This is a genomic window from Amycolatopsis keratiniphila, from assembly GCF_000400635.2.
Taxonomy (GTDB): Bacteria; Actinomycetota; Actinomycetes; order Mycobacteriales; family Pseudonocardiaceae; genus Amycolatopsis; species Amycolatopsis keratiniphila.
Genome location: NC_021252.1, coordinates 16,356 through 33,601, shown reverse-complemented (window position 1 = coordinate 33,601; position 17,246 = coordinate 16,356). Strand labels below are relative to the sequence as shown.

The following is a 17,246-nucleotide window of genomic DNA, read 5'->3' as shown; positions in this document are numbered from 1 at the left end:
TTCCCCACCGCCCCGGCCCGGCACAGTGACCACAGGCCCCCGATCAGGGTGGGTCCAGCCCCACCCCAGCTGTGGGTTCAGCGTCATTCTGACCAAGTCCGTTGCGCCATAACGTTTTTCGCATGCCACTCATCGAAGTCACCAACCTCCGCAAGACGTACGGGGAGCACGTCGCGGTCGACGACGTTTCGTTCCACGTGGAACAGGGCGAGATCTTCGGGATCCTCGGGACCAACGGCGCCGGCAAGACCACCACGGTCGAATGCCTCCAGGGACTGCGCACGCCGGACTCCGGCACCATGTCGGTCCTCGGCCTCGACCCCGGCAAGGACCACGCCGCCCTGCGGCAGCGCCTCGGCTCGCAGCTCCAGGAGAGCCGCCTGCCGGACAAGATCAAGGTCCACGAGGCGCTCGACCTCTACGCCTCCTTCTACACGAACCCCGCCGACACCGGTGACCTGCTCGCGAAGCTCGGTCTCACCGAACAACGGGACAAGTACTTCGGCAAGCTTTCCGGCGGTCAGAAGCAGCGCGTCTCGATCGCGCTCGCGCTCGTCGGCCGCCCCGAGGTCGCCGTCCTCGACGAGCTGACCACCGGACTGGACCCGCACGCCCGCCGCGACACCTGGAAGCTCGTCGAGGCCGTGCGCGACACCGGTGTCACCGTCCTGCTCGTCACGCATTTCATGGACGAGGCCGAACGCCTTTGCGACCGCCTCGCGATCTTCGACGCCGGGCGCGTGGTCGCCACCGGCACCCCGGCCGAACTCCGTGACCGCGCCGGTAAATCCACTTTGGACGAAGCCTTCGTGACCCTGACCGGCCGCGACTGAGCCAGGAGACCAACAATGAACACACTCGCCAAGATCACCCTCACCGAAACGAAACTCGCCCTCCGCACGCCCGGCTTCGTCATCGGCGGGCTCGTCCTGCCGACGGTCGTCACGGCCGTGCTCGGGGTGATCCCCGGGATTCGCGCGGAGAGCGAAACGACGTCGGGTATGCGTTTCCTCGACGCCTGGGTGCCGTCGATGGTCGTGCTCACCATCGCCATGATGGGCCTGCAATCGATCCCCGGGATCATCGCGACCTATCGCGAACAAGGCATCCTTCGCCGCTTCGCCACCACTCCGGTGCACCCCGCCCAGCTGCTGGTGGCGCAGCTGATCATCAACGTCATCGTGACGATCGGCGGGGTCGGCCTCCTTCTCGTGACCGCGGGCGTCGTCTTCGACGTCCCCACCCCGCGGCATCCGCTCGGCTTCCTGCTGACGTTCGTCCTCGGCACGACCGCGATCTTCGGGCTCGGCCTGATCGCCGCCTCGGTCGCCAAGACCAGCCGCGCGGCGAACGGGCTCGCGCTGATCGCCTACCTCCCGATCATGTTCCTCGGCGGCGTCTACCTGCCGCGCCCGTTGCTGCCGGAGGCCATCCGCGACATCGGCGCGTACATCCCGCCGGGCGTCAAGGCCCTCGAAGACGCCTGGACCGGCACCGGCGCCCAGCCGCTGCAACTCGCCGTGTTGGCGGCTTTCGCGGTGGGCAGTTGTGTCGTGGCGGCGAAGCTCTTTCGCTGGGAGTGACGACGGCTTCCGCCAAAGTGGTGATGATGATCGTTTTCTCTTGTGGCTGGAGCCGCGGGTGGGTAGTCAGGAAGGCGGCCCACGTTCACCGTGTCTCTCTCGGAGGTTCGATGTCTCTGGATGTATCGCCCGCGCTGCTGGAGAAGGCCGAGCGCGGGGAGGTCTCCGACGCCGAATTCGTCGCCTGCGTCCGGGAGTCCCTGCCCTACGCCTGGACCGTGATCACCGGTGTCATCGCGGAGGCCGAGGGCGCGGCCGACGGATTCGCCGACAACGAGACGCCGCCGCCGAGCGAGGCCGAACGCGGCCAGCTGCTGCGGGCGCTAGCCTCGGACGCCATCCGCGGCGGCCTGGAACGGCACTTCGGCGTGAAGCTGGCGTTCCAGAACTGCCACCGCGTCGCCGTGTTCAAGAAGTCCCAAGTGGACAGTGATCGCTACCGCGCGTTCGTCTCCGTCCGCGGCCAGCTGCTGAACCAAAGCCCGGAACTGCGCGACTGCTAACCCCTGCGTAGCGCGGGAAGGACCTCTTCCCCGATCCGCGCGATGTTTTCGAGCGTTCCCTCCGGCGTACCGGACGCTTCCACCATCATGATCACGTGGGAGACCCCGGTACGCCGGATGCTCGTTCCCAGCCTGTCGACGCAGTACTCCACTCCGCCGATCGGGTGCATCTCGCACAGTTTGTCGGTGTAGGACACCGGATCCTTGTCCAGGCCCCGTTTGCCGTCGAGGTACACGTGCCCGGCGAATCCCTCTTTCAGGGAACCCGGCAACGCCGACCGCACGACGTCCAGCGCGTCGTCCCCGACCTGGCACATCACCGTCGACACGTGCTCGGCGGCGGATTCCCCGTACGCGGCAAGGGTTTTGATCTTGCCGTCGTCGTCGGTGTGCAGGCCGAGCAGCATCGGCAGCCCACGATCGGCGGCGAGCCGCACCGCCCGCGAACGGGCATCGCCGCAGGCCACGACCAGCCGCGGGGCGCGTTCCGGCCGCGGCACCATCGGCACCTCGCGGAACTTGAAATGATCGCCGTCGGCCGAGACCGTCTCCGAGGTCATCGCCGCGAGCATCAGGTCGAGGCTCTCCTCGAACCCCGTTTCGTAGCGTGAAGCGCCGGTGCCGAACACCTCGAGGTCCTGCCACGGCCCGCCGCGGCCGACGCCGATCCGCAACCGTCCACCGGAAACGGCGTCCAGCAGCGACCACTGTTCGGCGAGCGCCACCGGATGCGCGACGGACAGCACGCTCACCGCGGTGCCGACGGCGATCCGCTCGGTGCGGCCGAGCACATGCGCGGCGAGGGTGATCGCGGACGGGCAGACGCCGTACGGCATGAAGTGGTGCTCGGCGAACCACACGTCGTCGAACCCGGCCCGCTCGGCCGCGATGGCGGCGTCGACCGACCGGCGCAGCACGTCGGCGTCCTCCTGCCCGGGAAACCGCCCCGAGACGAGGAAGACGCCGAACCGCGCGGCTATTGGACGCTCACTTCGTTGAACCAGAGGCGCGGTTCCAGCCACGGGAAGACGACGAACATCAGCAGCGCCACGATCCCGAGCGCCAGCACGACCGCCGTCGCCAGCTTCACCGCGAAGGGGCCCGGCAGCTTGCGCCAGATCCAGCCGTACATCAGCGCGCCTCCGAGATCTTGGGCAGGAGTTCGGCGTAGGAGCCGACCTGGTTCTTCGGCACCTGCTGGGCCAGCACCGCGTGGATGATGAGCCGTTCCTTCGCCGAGAACTTCGGGTGACAGGTCGTCAGCGTGAGCAGCGAGACCTGATCGGCCTTCGGCAGGATCTCCGGGTCCTTGTACGGCACCGGGTTCACCGTGTCGCCCTTGGTCGGGAACACGATACGGCGGCCGTTGGTCTCGCCGTAGGGGCCGCCGTCGGCGGCGTTCGGGTTGCGCAGGGTCCCGACGTTCTTGCACTTCGGCTGCGCGCCCTTGCCCGCCGCCCAGCCTTCGACCTCGTCCTTGTACGGCAGCACCTTGTAGATGTAGAAGTCGGTCTGCGTCTCGATGATGATCTGGTCGCACGAGCTGAGGTTGTCCAGATCGTTGAACGGCGCGCCCTTGCCGACCCGGTGTCCGGCGATGGCGAAGTTCCCGGGCTCGCCCGGCAGCGCGGTGCCCTTGTAGTGGCCGGGGCCCACTTCGAGCGCGGCCTCGGTGGTGCCTTCCTGGATGGTGAAGTTGAAGTCGGCGCCGAAGACCGGGATGTGGATCCTGGCGAACGCCTTCCCGTCGACCAGGTCCGGATGCAGCTGCCGGTCCTTGCCCCATTCGCCGTCCAGCTCGGAACTGGCCTCGGACTGTTTGCCCGCGGAGAAGAGGTCGGTCACGTAGACCTCGTAGACCATGAACAGCAGCACCACGAGGCCGGCGGTGATGAGGAGCTCGCCCACGGTCCGGATGGCGACGCCGCCCTTGCCCAGTTCGCGCGGCGGCGGACGTTCTTCGGTCGCGGTGCCACCGCCGACCGGTTCGAAGACGACGGTCTCTTCGGTCGACCCGGGCGGCGGCATGGGACGCCGGCGCGGCGGCGGCGCGTCGCTCCGGCGGCGCGGCGGCGGACCTTCGTAGGACCTGCCGTCCGGCGGCCTCCGGCGGGGGGTGGGCGCCTCTCCCGGGCCGCGCCGCGGCGGGATTGCGTCGTCCGGTCTACGCCGGGGGGCCGGACGGCCTCCGCCGGGTGGTCGTTCGGAGTACCGCCGACGGTCCCCGCCCGGCTCTTCCCGCTCAGCCACGCAAAGCTCCTCAGTCTCGAACCAAACCGCTGCCGAACCGTCTGTGACACCATTGTCACAGTGCGGGAAATCGACCGGTCCCGGACGGTGCCCAGCGGCGCTCGTTTACGTTAACGTGTGCACGTGGCGCTGGTTGCGCACCCGAAAGCGGGTCATCGCCACCAGGGAAGCCGAACAGTACGCGAGGAACACGATGCCGAAGTCCAAGGTCCGCAAGAAGACGGCGTACACCCCGCCGACCGATCGCCGCACGCCGGTGAAGGTCAAGGCCGCGGGCCCGTCGAACCTGTTCTACAAGATCGTGATGTTCGGCCTCATGCTGATCGGCCTGATGTGGCTGGTCGTGAACTACATCGCGGGCGACAAGATCCCCTTCATGGCGGACTTGGGCAACACGAACTTCGCCATCGGTTTCGTGCTGATGATCGCCGGGCTGCTCATGACGATGCGGTGGCGGTGAGCATTACCCCGGATGGCGGCTTGACGCCGAATTACACCGGTGTGACTCATCCCCAGTGTGGATAACCCCTGTGGATAACTACCCCACCTCGTGGGCGCCGCAGCGGAACGTTGTGGTAGTGGCCTGGGTGCTCACCCTGTTGCTGCTGGCAGGCGTGCTGTGGCTGGCCATCGGCGGCGACGTCGGCGGCACCGTCCTGACCGGGGTCGCGATGCTGTCCGTGGGCGCGCTCGCACTGCACGGCACCCTGCTCCGTCCCCGGCTGGCGGCAGGCCCCGGCGGACTACTGGCCAGGACCGTGGGCGGTGCGCACCGCTACTCCTGGAGCGAAGCCCGGCTCCGGCTGCGCACCACGCGCCGGCTCGGCCGGGACAGTCTGACCCTCGAGGTCGAATCCGGCGACCACCTGCTGGTGTTCGGCCGGATCGACCTCGGTGAGGACCCCCGCGACGTGCTGGAGGTCCTCACCACCCTCAAGGGTCAGGCGTTGTCGTAGTAGTGCACGTCGCCGTTCGGGCCGTGTGACCAGCCCGGGACGGCCGGGCCGACCGCGGGCGGCGCGTACTCCCCGAAGATCTCGTACGGCGAGGCCGGCGAGCAGATCGGGTTGATCTTGACGACGCAGTTTCGCAGGGATCCGCTGAACTTCGCCTTGACGTGCCGGGGCCGCTGGTCTTCCACCACCGCCGGGCCCGCCGTGATCTCCCAGCCGGTGGCCGCGCCCGGTCCCGTCGTGCCGACGGTCTGCGTGGCCGCCGAGGACGTGACGCCGGGATCGCCGAAGCAGATTTTCAACGCCGAATCCACGTAGGCGACACGGAGCGTGATAGTGCTGCCTGAGCCGAGGAAATAGCGTTTCGTGTAGGTCTGACAGGTCTCGGCGGCTTGCCCGGCCTGTGCGACCGCGGGTGCCGATACCGACGCCAGCACGGCGACGGCGGCGAGAGCTGCTGCTTTCCGGATCTTCATCTCAACCCCCAAGTTGACGATGCACATGATCAACTCGAAGGTACCCAGCCCGGCTGCGTCTCCACCGGGTTTTCGGGTGACCCACTCGGGGGAAGCTCGGCTACTCCGGGTAGCAGGCGTAGGAGGGCACGCCCCGGCTGGTGGCGAGCTCGCAGGACGCGGAAATCGTCTGCGAGTCCTTCCAGACGACGAGCCCGATCATCGCCACCACGACGATCGCGATCCCGCCGAGCTGCCATTTCAGCCGGTTCTTGTCCGGCGCGTACAGCAGCGCGAAGGTGGTCAGGAGCCCCGCGACGAACCCGCCGGCGTGCCCGAGGATGGAGATGCCGGGCACCTGGAAGGTGATGAAGACGTTCAGGCCGAGGATCACCAGCAGCCACGTCGGATTGAGCCGCAGCTTGATGACGATGACCGTGTACGCGCCGATGAGCCCGAAGATGGCGCCGGACGCGCCGACCACCGGGACGGCGTCGAGGTCGCTGAAGACCAGGTTCGCGACCGAGCCGCCGAGCAGCGAGACGAAGTAGAGCACCGTGAACGGGACGCGACCGAGCGCGGTCTCAAGCGGGCGGCCGACGAACCACAGTGAGAACGCGTTGCTCGCGATGTGCAGCAGGCCGTACTGCAGGAAGCCCGAGGTGAGGATCCGCCACCATTCGTCGCCCGCCAGCGTCGCGGGATTCCACAGCTGGCCGTACTGGAACAGCTCGGAGAAGTTGTTGTTCGCGAGGCTGCCGGACTGGGCGACCGTGATGAAGAAGATGAGGACGTTGAGCGCCAGGAGGACCGGCGTCACGACAGCCGTCCGGGCGGGCTGAGCGCCCGCGAGGGTGCGTGAGCCGTAGCCGGCGTCGCGATACTGCTTCTGCTGGACGCGATCCTGCTGACGGCCGGCCTGGACGCAGTCCGTGCACTGGAAGCCGACGGCGGCTTCGCGCAGGCAATCCGGGCAGGCCGGACGCTCGCAGCGTGAACAGCTCAGCCCGGTCGGCCGGTTCGGGTGCCACCAGCAACCGGGCATGGCGGCCTGCTGGAACTGGGGATTCGGTGGTTGGCTCACGATGCCACCAACCTACCGAAATCCCCAGTGACCGGCTGCGCGATCAGCGGCTGATGCTGACCTTCTCGATGACGATGTCCTGCAGCGGACGGTCCGCCGGACCGGTCGCCGTGCGGCCGATCGCGTCGACGACCTCGCGGGAAGCCTGGTCCGCGACCTCGCCGAAGATGGTGTGCTTGAAGTTCAGGTGCGTCGTCGGCGCGACGGTGATGAAGAACTGCGAGCCGTTGGTGCCGGGTCCGGCGTTGGCCATGGCCAGCAGGTACGGCTTGGAGAACTGGAGCTCCGGGTGGAACTCGTCGCCGAACTTGTAGCCGGGGCCGCCGCGGCCGGTGCCGGTCGGGTCGCCGCCCTGCAGCATGAAGCCGTCGATGACGCGGTGGAAGATCGACCCGTCGTAGAACGGGCCCGAGTTCGCGCCCTGCGCGTTGGGCTGGGTGTACTCCTTGGTGCCCTCGGCGAGCCCGACGAAGTTCGCGACCGTCTTCGGCGCGTGGTCGGGGAACAGGTTCAGGTTGATGTCACCCTGGTTGGTGTGCAGAGTGGCCTTCAGCGCGCCACCAACGAGGGATCCCTTGCTTTCAGTCACGAGCTTCATCGTGCCATCTGCGGCAAGATCTGGGGAAAAGGGGCACGATAGGTTACAAGCAACGAAGCAGAATCAAAACGATTGATGAGGTGAAGGCCATGACCCGGGCCGCAGATTCGGTGAGCGAGTCGGCGAAGGCCGGCGCGCTCGGCCTGCGCAAACGTGCTGTCGAGGCGGGTAAGGAAGCCACCGCCCACGCCGTCGAGGTAGCCGAGCAGAAGCTCTCCGAGAGCGCCGGTGAGATCGCTAAGACCAGCCGTCGCGCGCGCAAGAAGCTCGCGAAGAAGACGGAACTGACCCGCAAGGAGCTCAAGCGGAGCTCGAAGGCGGCTCGTAAGGAGGCGCTGGCCAGGCTTTCCGAGATGCGGAAGCCGGGCCGCAAGGCACGCAAGGCCGCCATCCTGGCCGCGAAGTCCGCCGGCGAGTCCAAGCGCCGGGGCAAGAAGGACTTCAAGGCGGCGAAGAAGGACTTCAAGGCCGCGCTCATCGAGGCGAAGACCGCCGCGAAGGGGACGCGCAAGCGTCGTCGCTGGCCGTGGGTGATCGGTATCGCGGTCGTCGGCGCCGGTGCCGCCTACGCGCTGCGTTCCAAGCAGGAGCCGCCGGTCGCGCCCGCGCCGCCGAAGGCCCCGCCCGCCCCGCCCGCTCCTCCCGCGAAGCCCGCCGCTCCGGCCGCGGCCGCGCCGAAACCGGCACAGCCGGCTCAGCCCGCCGCTCCGGCGAAGCCCGCCACCGGCAATTCGGGTGCGGCCAAGCCGACGGCCCCGAAGAACGGGCACCAGGCTTCGAACGCGGGTTCCGCCGACAAGAAGAACTGACGCCTCACCCTCTTCTGCTTGTCGCGAAGGGCCGCCCAGGACCACTTTTCGGTCCCGGGCGGCCCTTTCACGTCTCGGTGACGGGAAGGGTGCGGGTGAGCGTGTGCCCGCGGCGCATCCGGCCGTCGGGGGTGAACTCGCCGAAGAAGTACACCTCCATCGTGAGATCCCTCTTGCGGTTCGTCACGTACAAGGTGCTCCGGGCGGCGATCCGGTCTCCGGCCGCCACCGCTTCGTGCACCTCCCAGCGCGCGGTGGGCCGGTTCTTGCGGACCGGGCGGGTGTGCGCGATGAGGTTGTCCCGGTCCATCCGGTGGCCGTCGGCGATCTGCACGATGTCCGGCGTGTGATAGCGGTCGACGATCACGCCCGCGTCTTCGTCGCTGTTCAGCAGGTCGTCGTGGAAGGACAGGTGGAAATCCGCGATGAACTTCTTCGGGTCCGTGCCGTGGAAGGGCGCCATGGTTACTCCCAGCCTCACGAAAGATCTCTTACAAGCTGTAAGATATCCACGGCCCATCAATTCTGACAAGGTGTAAGAGATGTCTCGATCCCCGGCGCGGAACCAGCGCTCCGACGCACAGCGCAGCAGGGCTTCGATCCTGGACGCGGCGCTTCAGACCCTCGGCGCCGATCCCGACGCCGGCGTCGAAGCCATCGCCACCGCCGCGGGCGTGACCCGTCAGACGGTCTACGCCCATTTCCCGTCACGAAGGGACCTCTTGGCCGCGGTGCTCGACCGCATCACCGAGGAGGCCGTCGCCGCGATGGACGCCGCGGACCTCGACGACGGCCCGGCCGCCGAGGCGCTCGTGCGGCTGATCGAAGCCGGACGCCGCACGTCCGGGAAGTACCCCGCTCTGCTCCGGAAGATCACTTCCCTGCCCGCGAGCCCGGACGCCGATGAGCGACGCCATTCACCGGTCGCCGAGCGGCTCGAACGCGTCATCCGGCGGGGTAAGGCGTCGGGCGAGTTCGACGACCGGCTGCCGACGGGCTGGCTGGTGGCGGTCACCGTGAAACTCGGGCACGCGTCCGGCGAGGAGGCCGACGCCGGCCGGATGTCCGCCGACGAGGCGGCGGACGCCTTGCACACGAGCTTGCTCCGGATATTCGGCGCGACACCGTGAACATGACGAAGGGGCGCCCTCCGCTCTCAACGGAAACGTTGAAAGCGAACGACGCCCCTTGGCGCGTTTACGTCAAGCGCGATCAGGCAGACGCAGCGTGCTTGTCGATCAGCTGGCCGAGGCGGGGCAGGGCCTCCTCGACGTTCTTCTTGCCGTTCGGGCGCAGCTTCGAGTACACCTTCTTGATGCTGTCGCGGCTGCTCTTCTCGGCGCGCGAGTCGGTGACCGACAGGAGCGCGTCCGAGGCCTCGTCGCTGCGGCCGACCAGGTAGGCACCGAAGTCGTTGCCGCCCTTGGCCTTGTAGTCACCGTAGAACGGCTCGAGGGCGACGGTGAAGTCGTCGAGCAGGGTGTCGACGGCGGCGGGGATGATGCCCGGCTTGATCTTCTTGACGGCGGCGAAGCCGGTCTTCACGACGGCACCCGAAACGCCGCCCTTGTCCGAGACCTCGGCGTCGACGAGGCCTTCGAAGTCGCTCACGACCGCCGGGCGACGGCTGGAGTCGAGCAAGATTTCCTTGAGGGTGTCAGCCACGAAACCTGTCCTTTTGTCTTATGGGGAGAAATGATCTTTTGTGCCGCCGAGCCACACCGCAAGGCGGCCTCCGCCGGATCTGGCGTCGCGCTGGTCCCGCGAAACCTCGCGCGTGCGGCACAGGGTAGTACAAGATCAACTTCACTCTGACGTGTGGATACCACTACCTAGAGCTTCAGCTCACCGATAGCCTCCTTCGCCACCGTACGTGCCTTGATGCTCTGCTTCTGGTTGGTGGTCACGACTACCGCGTTTCCACCCTTCGCGACGGCGTAAACGGCGCCTTCGCCGGAAGGCTGGTAGCCGCCCTTCCAGCCCGCCGGTTCGTCGGCGGGGTTGGAGGTGTCGATGGGCGCCGCCTGATCCACCAGCGCCTTGGCCACGGCGGGTTCCCCGACGTACACGCGCACGGTGAGCTGCAGTTTCCCGCTGAGCGCGTAGAAGAAACAGGTCGGATGCGGCTGATCGGCCGACGTCTTGACCTTGGAGACCTTCTGCCCGTTGGCATCCGAGACGAACTCGTTGCCCAGGTACGGGCACGGGCCTTTGCCGGTGGGCTCCGGCGCGGGCGGGATGCTGGGCGCCGCGGTACTCGACGGCGCGGGCGAACTCGCCGCGGGCGGCGGCTGTTCCGTCGGCCCGCAGGCCGCCAGCAGCGGCACGACGAGCGGCAAGATCAGAAGACGTCGCATAGTGGCGTCCAGTGAAGCAGATCGCCGTTTTCGTGCGACGATGGCGCTGCGCGAGGAGTCTTCGGGAGGGTCAGTGCTCAGCAAGGAGCAGTACCTGGGTGCGGTGGCAGAGCGCATCCAGCGCAGCGGGGGCAGGCTGAACACGGTCCAGATCGGCCCGAGCGCCGCTGTCGTGGGCCTGTTCACCGAGTCCGTGATGATGTCGACGATGAACTACTGCGTCGTCGCCGCGGCCATCCCGGAGGTGACGGCGCCCGCGTTGTACGACTTCACCGGGCTGGCGACGCAGCACGCGCGCGCGAACGTGATGGGCACGGTCGGCTGGACGGCCGCTTCGGTGGTGATCGCCGGACTGATCGGTGACCGGGTGTACCCGGACGCCGCACAGGCCGCGTCGGCGAAATCCGGCAACCAGTTCGGCGGCGAGACACGCATGGTGGCCGTCGACGTTTCGGCGGCGCAGATGTACGCGTTCGTCGGCGGGAAGCTGTGGGGCGCGGCGGTACAGGGTTCGGTCAACGCGAAGCTGACGTTCTGTTTCCCGCAGCCCGCCGAGGTCTATCAGCAGGTGCAGTGGGCGCAGTCGCAGGGCCAGCAGCCGCCGATGCCGCCGGGACCGCCCGGCCCGCCGCCCGGCCAGCAGCCACCGCCCGGCTGGCAACCGCAGCAGCCACCGCCGCCGCAGTATCCGGTCGGGCCGCCGCCCGCGCAGGGTCCGCCGCCGGGTCAGCATCCGCCGCACTATCCGCCGCCCGCGCCCGGTTATCCGCCGCAGCGCCCGCCGGGGTACTGATGGACCGCACGTTGCGCGGCTGGCCTTCGTTCCCCGAAGAACTCCCGGAGTTCGACACCGAGGCCACCCCGGCGACCCCGCGCGAGCTCTTCCTGGAATGGCTCGACGAGGCGGGGGAACACGTCCTGGCGCCGCACGCCGTCACTCTGTCCACAGTGGACGCGGATGGGGTGCCGGACGCGCGCGTCGTGATCCTCAAGGACGTCGACGGGGACACCTGGGCGGTCGCGACGAGCTCCGAAAGCCCGAAAGGTGTGCAGCTGGCGAAGAATCCGTTCGCCGCGCTGACGTTCTTCTGGCCGGGACGAGGCCGTCAGGTCCGGCTGCGCGGCCCGGTCTCGGTCGCCGATCCCGAGGTGTCCGCGGCCGATTTCACCGCCAGGCCGCCGGCGTCCCGGGTGGAGGCGTTCATCGGCAGGCAGTCCCAGGTGCTCGACGATCCGGCCGATCTCGACCGCGCGGCCGCGGAAGCGGAGCGGTGGGTCGAGGAGAATCCCGGTGTGGCACCGGAAACCTGGACCCGCTACCTGGTGACGCCGTCCGAAGTGGAGTTCTGGCAGGCGAGCCACGACCGGCGGCACCGGCGGCTCCGCTACCGGCGCGTGGACGGAAGCTGGCACAAAGAACGCCTCTGGCCGTAAACGGTAACTGGGAACGACGATCGTCGGGTTGTCGTGGATGATTCACTTCGGCGACGGTGAACGCCACCTTGTCCCCAGATCGTTCGGAGGCGAAATGTCCACACGCCGTCGCATCGGGGGCGCCTTGGCCGCCACAGGGCTCGCCCTGCTGGCCGTCACGACGCCCGTCGCGAGCGCCCAGACCGGCGACCCGGCGAGAGGGCTGTATTCGGTGGAAGGCGCGTCCACTCCCGACAAGCGCACCGAGGTCGCCCGTACCGGTGTCGACGTCGCGGGCTCGCGTGGCGGCGCGCTGACCGTCGTCGCCACGCCGGGGCAGGCCGCGGCCCTGCGCGCCGGCGGCTTCGGCCTGAAGTCGCTCGGCGACTTCGACGGCATGCTGAAACAACGGAGCGATCGGGCGGGCACCGCGGCCGTCGCGGGCGACTTCCCGCCGGGCGACGAGGCGTACCACACCTACGCCGAAACGACCGCGGAGCTCCAGAAGGCCGCGAAGGACCACAGCGACATCGCGACGCTGTCGAGCATCGGCAAGTCCTACGAAGGCCGCGAGCTGAACCTGTTGAAGATCAGCGACAACGCGGGCACGGACGAGAACGAGCCCGAGGTCCTGTTCACCTGCAACCAGCACGCGCGCGAACACCTCACCACCGAGATGTGCCTGCGGATCGTGCAGCGGTTCACCAGCGGCTACGCGAGCGACCCGGCCATCAAGAAGATGGTCGACGAGCACGAGATCTACGTGATCCCGAACGTCAACCCGGACGGCTCCGAGTACGACATCACCGGCGGCGAGTACCAGGGCTGGCGCAAGACGCGGAAGCCCGTGCCGGGCAGCAGCGCGGTCGGCACCGACCCGAACCGCAACTGGGACTACAAGTGGAACTGCTGCGGCGGGTCGAGCAACAGCCCGTCCGCCGAGGACTACCACGGTCCGTCGGCGTTCTCCGAGCCCGAGACCAAGGCGGTCGCGGACTTCGTCGACTCCCGTGTGGTCGGCGGTACGCAGCAGATCAAGACGCACATCGACTTCCACACCTTCTCGGAACTGGTGCTCTGGCCGTACGGCTACACGAAGGCCGAGACCGACACGGGCCTGAACGAAGAGGAAGCGAAGCGCTTCGCCGACGTCGGCAAGCAGATGGCCGCCACCAACGGCTACACGCCGGAGCAGTCCAGCGATCTGTACGTCACCGACGGCGACGTCAACGACTGGGCGTGGGGCAAGCACAAGATCCTCAGCTACACCTTCGAGATGTACCCGAAGGACGGCGGGATCGACGGCTTCTACCCGCCCGCTTCGGTGATCCCGGAGCAGACCGCCCGCAACGACAAGGCCGTCGACATCATCGTCAACGAGGCGAAAGCCTGAGATCGGCCACTCGCGACGCCCGGCTCTTCGGCGAATCCAAGCCGAAGCTCCGGGCGTCGCCCAGGTCCTGGTGAACAACCCACCGCGCGCGCAGCTTGCCGGTCGCCGTGTTTCCTCCGTATTGGCACCCGTCGATCCCTCGCAGCCTGGCAGGATCGGCAGGTGCGCAAGCGGTTCTCGGAAGGCTCCCCGATCGCGTCGACGGTGGTCACCGGCGACGACTTCGACGAACTCGAGCACACCTTCCAGGCGTTCCTCGCCCCGGACACGGTCAAGCTGCACACCCCGGCGCCCACCGGGTTCTTCGACATCTCCCAGCTCAGCGGCCTCCGCGTGACCGGAATCGACCCGAACGGCCTGTCGGTCTACGAGCTGACGCTGGACTCCGACGTCGTCCTCCAGGGCGAAGAGACCCTGGACGCGTACACCGTCGTCGTGACCCTCAACGGCCAGAGCCAGGTCAAGATCGACGGCGAGATCGTGCCGTCACGACATGTCGTGACCGGTCCGGGCACCCGGTTCCAGACCAGGTACGACCATCCCGACATCCTCCTGCTCCGCCTGGGCAGGCAGCTGGTGACGGACACGATGCACGAGCGGCTCGGCGAGGCGCCGACGTCGCCCCTGCGGTTCGATCCGGTGATCGCGCCGGACATGGACCAATGGCTCACCCTGCTCCACACCTTCAGCGAGACCGCCGCGTCGGGGATGTTCGACCGGTCGCCGCTGGCCGCCGCGCATTTCGAGAAGCTGCTGCTGCACGGGCTGCTCGACAGTCAGCCGCATTCGCTGTCCGGCGATCTCGCCGCGGAACGGCATCGGCCGAAGTCGACGGCGGTACGCCGAGCGATGACCTACTGCGAGGAGCACGCCGCCGAACCGGTGTCGATCGGCGAACTCGCGATGGCCGCGCGGGTCAGCGTGCGCGCGCTGCAGCAGGCGTTCCGGACGGATCTGGGGCTGACGCCGATGGAGTACCTGCGCCGGGTGCGGCTCGACCACGTGCATCAGGACCTGCTCGCGATCGCGCAAGGGCGCGCCGAAGGCACCGTCACCGACGTCGCGCTGCGGTGGGGCTTCACGCATCTCGGCCGGTTTTCCGGTTTCTACCGCGACACCTACGGCAAACTTCCCTCGGAAACGGCACGCTTCACCGCCTGAAGGAGTCCGGATGCTGGTCGAGCTGGCCATCGGCGACGCGTACGGAGGCGCCTTCGAGCACGCGTACCCGAGCTTCGTCGCGGAACACAACAACCTGACCGGCTACGTACCGCATCACGGTCAGCCCGGTGCCCCGGCCGGCCGCTACACCGACGACACGCAGATGACGATCGCGATCGCCGAAGCGCTCGTCTCGGGACTGCGATGGACGCCGCTGCTGCTCGCCGAACAGTTCGTGCGGGCGTATCACCGCGATCCGCACGACGGCTACGCGCCGCGGTTCCATCAGCTGCTCAGCGAAGTCCGCGACGGCGAGGAGCTGCTGCGGCGGCTCCGGCCGCAGAGCGACAAGAGCGGCGCCGCCATGCGCGCCGGGCCGATCGGGATCCTGCCGGCCGTCGACGACGTGCTCTATCACGCGAAACTGCAGGCCAGGATCACGCACGACACCCCGGCCGGGATCGCCGCGGCGCAGGCGGCCGCGCTGGCCGTGCACTACTGCCACCATCGGCTCGGTCCGCTTTCCGAGATCGCGAAGTGGATCGAAGGCATCCTGCCCGAGGACGTCGGGCACGGTGGCTGGGCGCTGCCGTGGTCGGGCAAGGTCGGACCGCAGGGCTGGATGAGCGTGCGAGCCGCGCTGACCGTGTTGACCGGCGGCGGAGGACTCGCCCGGATGCTCCATTCCGCCGTCGCGCTCACCGGCGACGTCGACACCGTCGCGACGATCGCGCTGGCCGCCGCCTCACGCTCGCCCGAGGTGGCGCAGGATCTGCCGCCGGTGCTGTGGCGCGATCTGGAGAACGGCGAGTTCGGCCGCGACCATCTGGCCAGACTCGACGAGCGGCTGCTGCACATCTGACGTAGGCGGGATCCACGGAACGCTGACGTGCGTGCGCCCCCGGTTCGGCAGACTGAGCCGGTGAGGTGGCTGATCAGAGGTGGTGCCGTCGCCGCTTGGCTCGCGGTGAGCGCGTCGCTCGTGGTCGGCACGGCGAACCTGGAGCCCGAACATGGGGAACGTCCGGTCGGCGCCTTCGGGTTCGCGATCGTCGGGCTCGCTTGTCTCGCCCTGACCGCCGTCTGGCGGATGCCGGTGACGGCAGCGGGGACGGAAGCGTTTGCGCTCCTGCTCTACCTGGGGTTCGGCTATCCCGACGGTCCGGTGCTGTTCGCCGGTCTCGTGCCGTTGTTCGCGCTCGGGATCCTGCGCCCGCGACGGCTCGCGTACGCCGTCGCGGCCGGTATGGCGGCGACGGTCGTCGGCACGAACGTGGCCACCGGCGGGGCAGGCGTCCTCGATCTGGTCTTCGTCGGCTGGGCCGGCGTCGCGGTCTTCGCGGCCGACGCGCTTCGAGGACGCCGTGAGCGGACCGCGGCCGCCGAACGGGCGGAACGTGATCGCGTCCTCGCCGAGCGGCTGCGTATCGCGCAGGATCTGCACGACAGCGTCGGCCACGCGATGGCGGTGATCAACGTCCAGTCCGGGATGGCCCGGCACGTCATCGACGATCACCCGGAGGTGGCGAAGGAAGCGCTCGAAATCGTCCGCACGGTCAGCGGCACGATCCTGGACGAACTGAACGCCATGGTGCGGCTGCTGCGTGACGACTCCGCCCCGTTGCGGCCGTCGCCGGGTGTCGCGGACATTCCGGAGCTGGTCGCTTCGATGGATCGGGCCAAGCTGGCCGTCACGCTGGACCTCGACGCTCCCGGGATCGATCAGCCGGTCGGCGGCGCGGTGTACCGGATCGTCCAGGAATCGCTCACGAACGCCGCGAAGCACGGCGCTTCCCCCGTCGGTGTGACCGTGCGGGTGGGCGAGAACGGCCTGCGGCTCGACGTGGTCAACGACGTCCGCACGCCCGGTCCGGACGTTCCCGGTGCCGGGATCAGGGGAATGGGCGAACGGGCCAGGGCGACCGGCGGCACACTGACCGCGGGACGCGAGGACGGGAGGTTCCGGGTGAGCGCGCGATGGCCGTGATCAGGGTGGTGCTCGCCGACGATCAGCTACTGGTGCGGTCCGGCTTCGCGGCGTTGCTCCGGGCGGAAACCGGCATCACCGTGGTGGGCGAGGCGGACGACGGCGAGGCGGCGGTGGCCGTCGTCGCGGAGACCGTGCCCGACGTGGTGCTGATGGACGTCCGGATGCCCGGCCTCGACGGCATCGAGGCCACCCGCCGCATCGTGGCGGACGAGCGGCTTTCCGAAGTCCGTGTCGTCATGCTGACCACTTTCGACCTGGACGAATACGTCTTCGACGCCTTACGCGCGGGTGCCAGCGGGTTCCTGCTCAAGCACACCGCGCCCGCGGATCTGCTCCAAGCCGTCCGTGTGGTCGCCGCGGGCGACGCGCTCCTCTCCCCGAGCGTCACCCGGCGGCTGATCGCGGAATTCACCGCGCGGCCGTCGGCGTCGCTGCCCCGTGCGGACGGTTCGGCGTTCACCGAACGGGAGCACGAAGTCGTGCAACGGGTCGCGCAGGGGATGTCGAACGAAGAGATAGCGCGGGAGTTCTTCATCAGCGCGGCCACGGTGCGGACGCATGTCAGCCGCGCGATGAGCAAGGTGCACGCCCGCGATCGCGCTCAGCTGGTGGTGTTCGCCTACCGGAGCGGGTTGGTGCGCGCCTGACGTAGCCGTCGATCTCCACGGCGGCACGACGACGCGACCTCGTCCGTCGA

General features: G+C 68.6%; 23 protein-coding genes. 14 read left to right on the top strand and 9 right to left on the bottom strand.

Annotation, left to right across the window (positions count from 1 at the left end; genetic code table 11):
- Positions 1-122 precede the first annotated feature (122 nt).
- The 3 genes from AORI_RS41130 (at position 123) to AORI_RS41120 (ending at position 2,086) form a co-directional block, all read left to right on the top strand.
- Positions 123-833 (top strand): ABC transporter ATP-binding protein, encoded by a 711-nt coding sequence (locus tag AORI_RS41130; RefSeq protein ID WP_016330492.1) that lies wholly within the window; start codon positions 123-125, stop codon positions 831-833.
- A 15-nt stretch (positions 834-848) separates the two neighbouring features.
- Complete coding sequence (locus tag AORI_RS41125) at positions 849-1,583, top strand: ABC transporter permease (protein ID WP_016330491.1); 735 nt, start codon at positions 849-851, stop codon at positions 1,581-1,583.
- Between the two features lie 110 nt (positions 1,584-1,693).
- Positions 1,694-2,086 (top strand): SCO5389 family protein, encoded by a 393-nt coding sequence (locus tag AORI_RS41120; RefSeq protein ID WP_005161845.1) that lies wholly within the window; start codon positions 1,694-1,696, stop codon positions 2,084-2,086.
- Here the strand turns inward: AORI_RS41120 and AORI_RS41115 are convergent.
- Genes AORI_RS41115 through AORI_RS41110 form a run of 3 tightly spaced genes read right to left on the bottom strand, consistent with a single transcriptional unit; the run spans position 2,083 to position 4,114 of the window.
- Entirely contained in the window at positions 2,083-3,003 is a 921-nt protein-coding gene (locus AORI_RS41115; RefSeq protein WP_016330490.1) for an LLM class flavin-dependent oxidoreductase, read from the bottom strand. The genes AORI_RS41120 and AORI_RS41115 overlap by 4 nt on opposite strands.
- 59 nt (positions 3,004-3,062) lie before the next feature.
- Positions 3,063-3,218 (bottom strand): hypothetical protein, encoded by a 156-nt coding sequence (locus tag AORI_RS83780; RefSeq protein ID WP_005161850.1) that lies wholly within the window; start codon positions 3,216-3,218, stop codon positions 3,063-3,065.
- Positions 3,218-4,114: a class E sortase gene (locus AORI_RS41110; protein ID WP_016330489.1), complete on the bottom strand. Its 897-nt coding sequence runs from the start codon at positions 4,112-4,114 to the stop codon at positions 3,218-3,220. Before AORI_RS41110 ends, AORI_RS83780 begins: the two co-directional genes overlap by 1 nt.
- Before the next feature lie 415 nt (positions 4,115-4,529).
- On the opposite strand from AORI_RS41110, the gene crgA reads away from it, so the two are divergent.
- Positions 4,530-4,796, top strand: coding sequence for a cell division protein CrgA (gene crgA, locus AORI_RS41105; protein ID WP_034322048.1), 267 nt, complete (start codon positions 4,530-4,532; stop codon positions 4,794-4,796).
- A 118-nt stretch (positions 4,797-4,914) separates the two neighbouring features.
- Positions 4,915-5,292 carry a PH domain-containing protein gene (locus tag AORI_RS41100; RefSeq protein ID WP_016330487.1) on the top strand — a complete coding sequence of 126 codons (378 nt, stop codon included), beginning with the start codon at positions 4,915-4,917 and terminating at the stop codon, positions 5,290-5,292.
- Here the strand turns inward: AORI_RS41100 and AORI_RS41095 are convergent.
- The 3 genes from AORI_RS41095 to AORI_RS41085 all read right to left on the bottom strand — a co-directional run bounded on the left by AORI_RS41095 (position 5,277) and on the right by AORI_RS41085 (position 7,426).
- Positions 5,277-5,765: a hypothetical protein gene (locus AORI_RS41095; protein ID WP_016330486.1), complete on the bottom strand. Its 489-nt coding sequence runs from the start codon at positions 5,763-5,765 to the stop codon at positions 5,277-5,279. The two genes, AORI_RS41100 and AORI_RS41095, sit on opposite strands and share 16 nt — an antisense overlap.
- Before the next feature lie 100 nt (positions 5,766-5,865).
- Entirely contained in the window at positions 5,866-6,828 is a 963-nt protein-coding gene (locus tag AORI_RS41090) for a rhomboid family intramembrane serine protease (protein ID WP_016330485.1), read from the bottom strand.
- A gap of 43 nt (positions 6,829-6,871) precedes the next feature.
- The gene (locus tag AORI_RS41085; protein ID WP_016330484.1) at positions 6,872-7,426 is read right to left on the bottom strand and encodes a peptidylprolyl isomerase; all 555 of its coding nucleotides are present in this window, start codon (positions 7,424-7,426) and stop codon (positions 6,872-6,874) included.
- Between the two features lie 89 nt (positions 7,427-7,515).
- Between AORI_RS41085 and AORI_RS41080 the strand changes: the two genes are divergently transcribed.
- Entirely contained in the window at positions 7,516-8,235 is a 720-nt protein-coding gene (locus AORI_RS41080) for a hypothetical protein (protein ID WP_016330483.1), read from the top strand.
- Between the two features lie 67 nt (positions 8,236-8,302).
- Here the strand turns inward: AORI_RS41080 and AORI_RS41075 are convergent, their stop codons facing one another.
- A complete protein-coding gene (locus tag AORI_RS41075; protein ID WP_016330482.1) occupies positions 8,303-8,698 on the bottom strand; it encodes a nuclear transport factor 2 family protein in 396 nt (131 codons plus the stop codon).
- A 79-nt stretch (positions 8,699-8,777) separates the two neighbouring features.
- Between AORI_RS41075 and AORI_RS41070 the strand changes: the two genes are divergently transcribed.
- Positions 8,778-9,365: a TetR/AcrR family transcriptional regulator gene (locus AORI_RS41070; RefSeq protein WP_016330481.1), complete on the top strand. Its 588-nt coding sequence runs from the start codon at positions 8,778-8,780 to the stop codon at positions 9,363-9,365.
- Between the two features lie 82 nt (positions 9,366-9,447).
- On the opposite strand, the gene AORI_RS41065 is transcribed toward AORI_RS41070, so the two are convergent.
- Complete coding sequence (locus tag AORI_RS41065; protein WP_016330480.1) at positions 9,448-9,900, bottom strand: DUF6918 family protein; 453 nt, start codon at positions 9,898-9,900, stop codon at positions 9,448-9,450.
- Positions 9,901-10,067: 167 nt separating this feature from the next.
- Entirely contained in the window at positions 10,068-10,592 is a 525-nt protein-coding gene (locus AORI_RS41060) for a DUF2020 domain-containing protein (RefSeq protein ID WP_016330479.1), read from the bottom strand.
- 73 nt (positions 10,593-10,665) lie between these two features.
- Between AORI_RS41060 and AORI_RS41055 the strand changes: the two genes are divergently transcribed.
- From AORI_RS41055 to AORI_RS41025, 7 genes are all read left to right on the top strand, one after another.
- Positions 10,666-11,385 (top strand): hypothetical protein, encoded by a 720-nt coding sequence (locus AORI_RS41055; protein ID WP_016330478.1) that lies wholly within the window; start codon positions 10,666-10,668, stop codon positions 11,383-11,385.
- Positions 11,385-12,026 carry a pyridoxine/pyridoxamine 5'-phosphate oxidase gene (locus AORI_RS41050; RefSeq protein ID WP_016330477.1) on the top strand — a complete coding sequence of 214 codons (642 nt, stop codon included), beginning with the start codon at positions 11,385-11,387 and terminating at the stop codon, positions 12,024-12,026. Before AORI_RS41055 ends, AORI_RS41050 begins: the two co-directional genes overlap by 1 nt.
- A gap of 94 nt (positions 12,027-12,120) precedes the next feature.
- The gene (locus AORI_RS41045; protein WP_081809755.1) at positions 12,121-13,398 is read left to right on the top strand and encodes a M14 family metallopeptidase; all 1,278 of its coding nucleotides are present in this window, start codon (positions 12,121-12,123) and stop codon (positions 13,396-13,398) included.
- A gap of 162 nt (positions 13,399-13,560) precedes the next feature.
- Positions 13,561-14,559, top strand: a complete 999-nt coding sequence (locus tag AORI_RS41040) for a helix-turn-helix transcriptional regulator (RefSeq protein WP_016330475.1) — start codon at positions 13,561-13,563, stop codon at positions 14,557-14,559.
- A 10-nt stretch (positions 14,560-14,569) separates the two neighbouring features.
- Positions 14,570-15,421, top strand: a complete 852-nt coding sequence (locus tag AORI_RS41035) for an ADP-ribosylglycohydrolase family protein (RefSeq protein WP_016330474.1) — start codon at positions 14,570-14,572, stop codon at positions 15,419-15,421.
- Positions 15,422-15,481: 60 nt separating this feature from the next.
- Entirely contained in the window at positions 15,482-16,546 is a 1,065-nt protein-coding gene (locus AORI_RS82345; RefSeq protein WP_016330473.1) for a sensor histidine kinase, read from the top strand.
- Positions 16,537-17,196, top strand: coding sequence for a response regulator (locus AORI_RS41025; protein ID WP_016330472.1), 660 nt, complete (start codon positions 16,537-16,539; stop codon positions 17,194-17,196). The genes AORI_RS82345 and AORI_RS41025 overlap by 10 nt, the downstream gene beginning before the upstream one ends.
- The last annotated feature ends 50 nt before the right edge of the window (positions 17,197-17,246 follow it).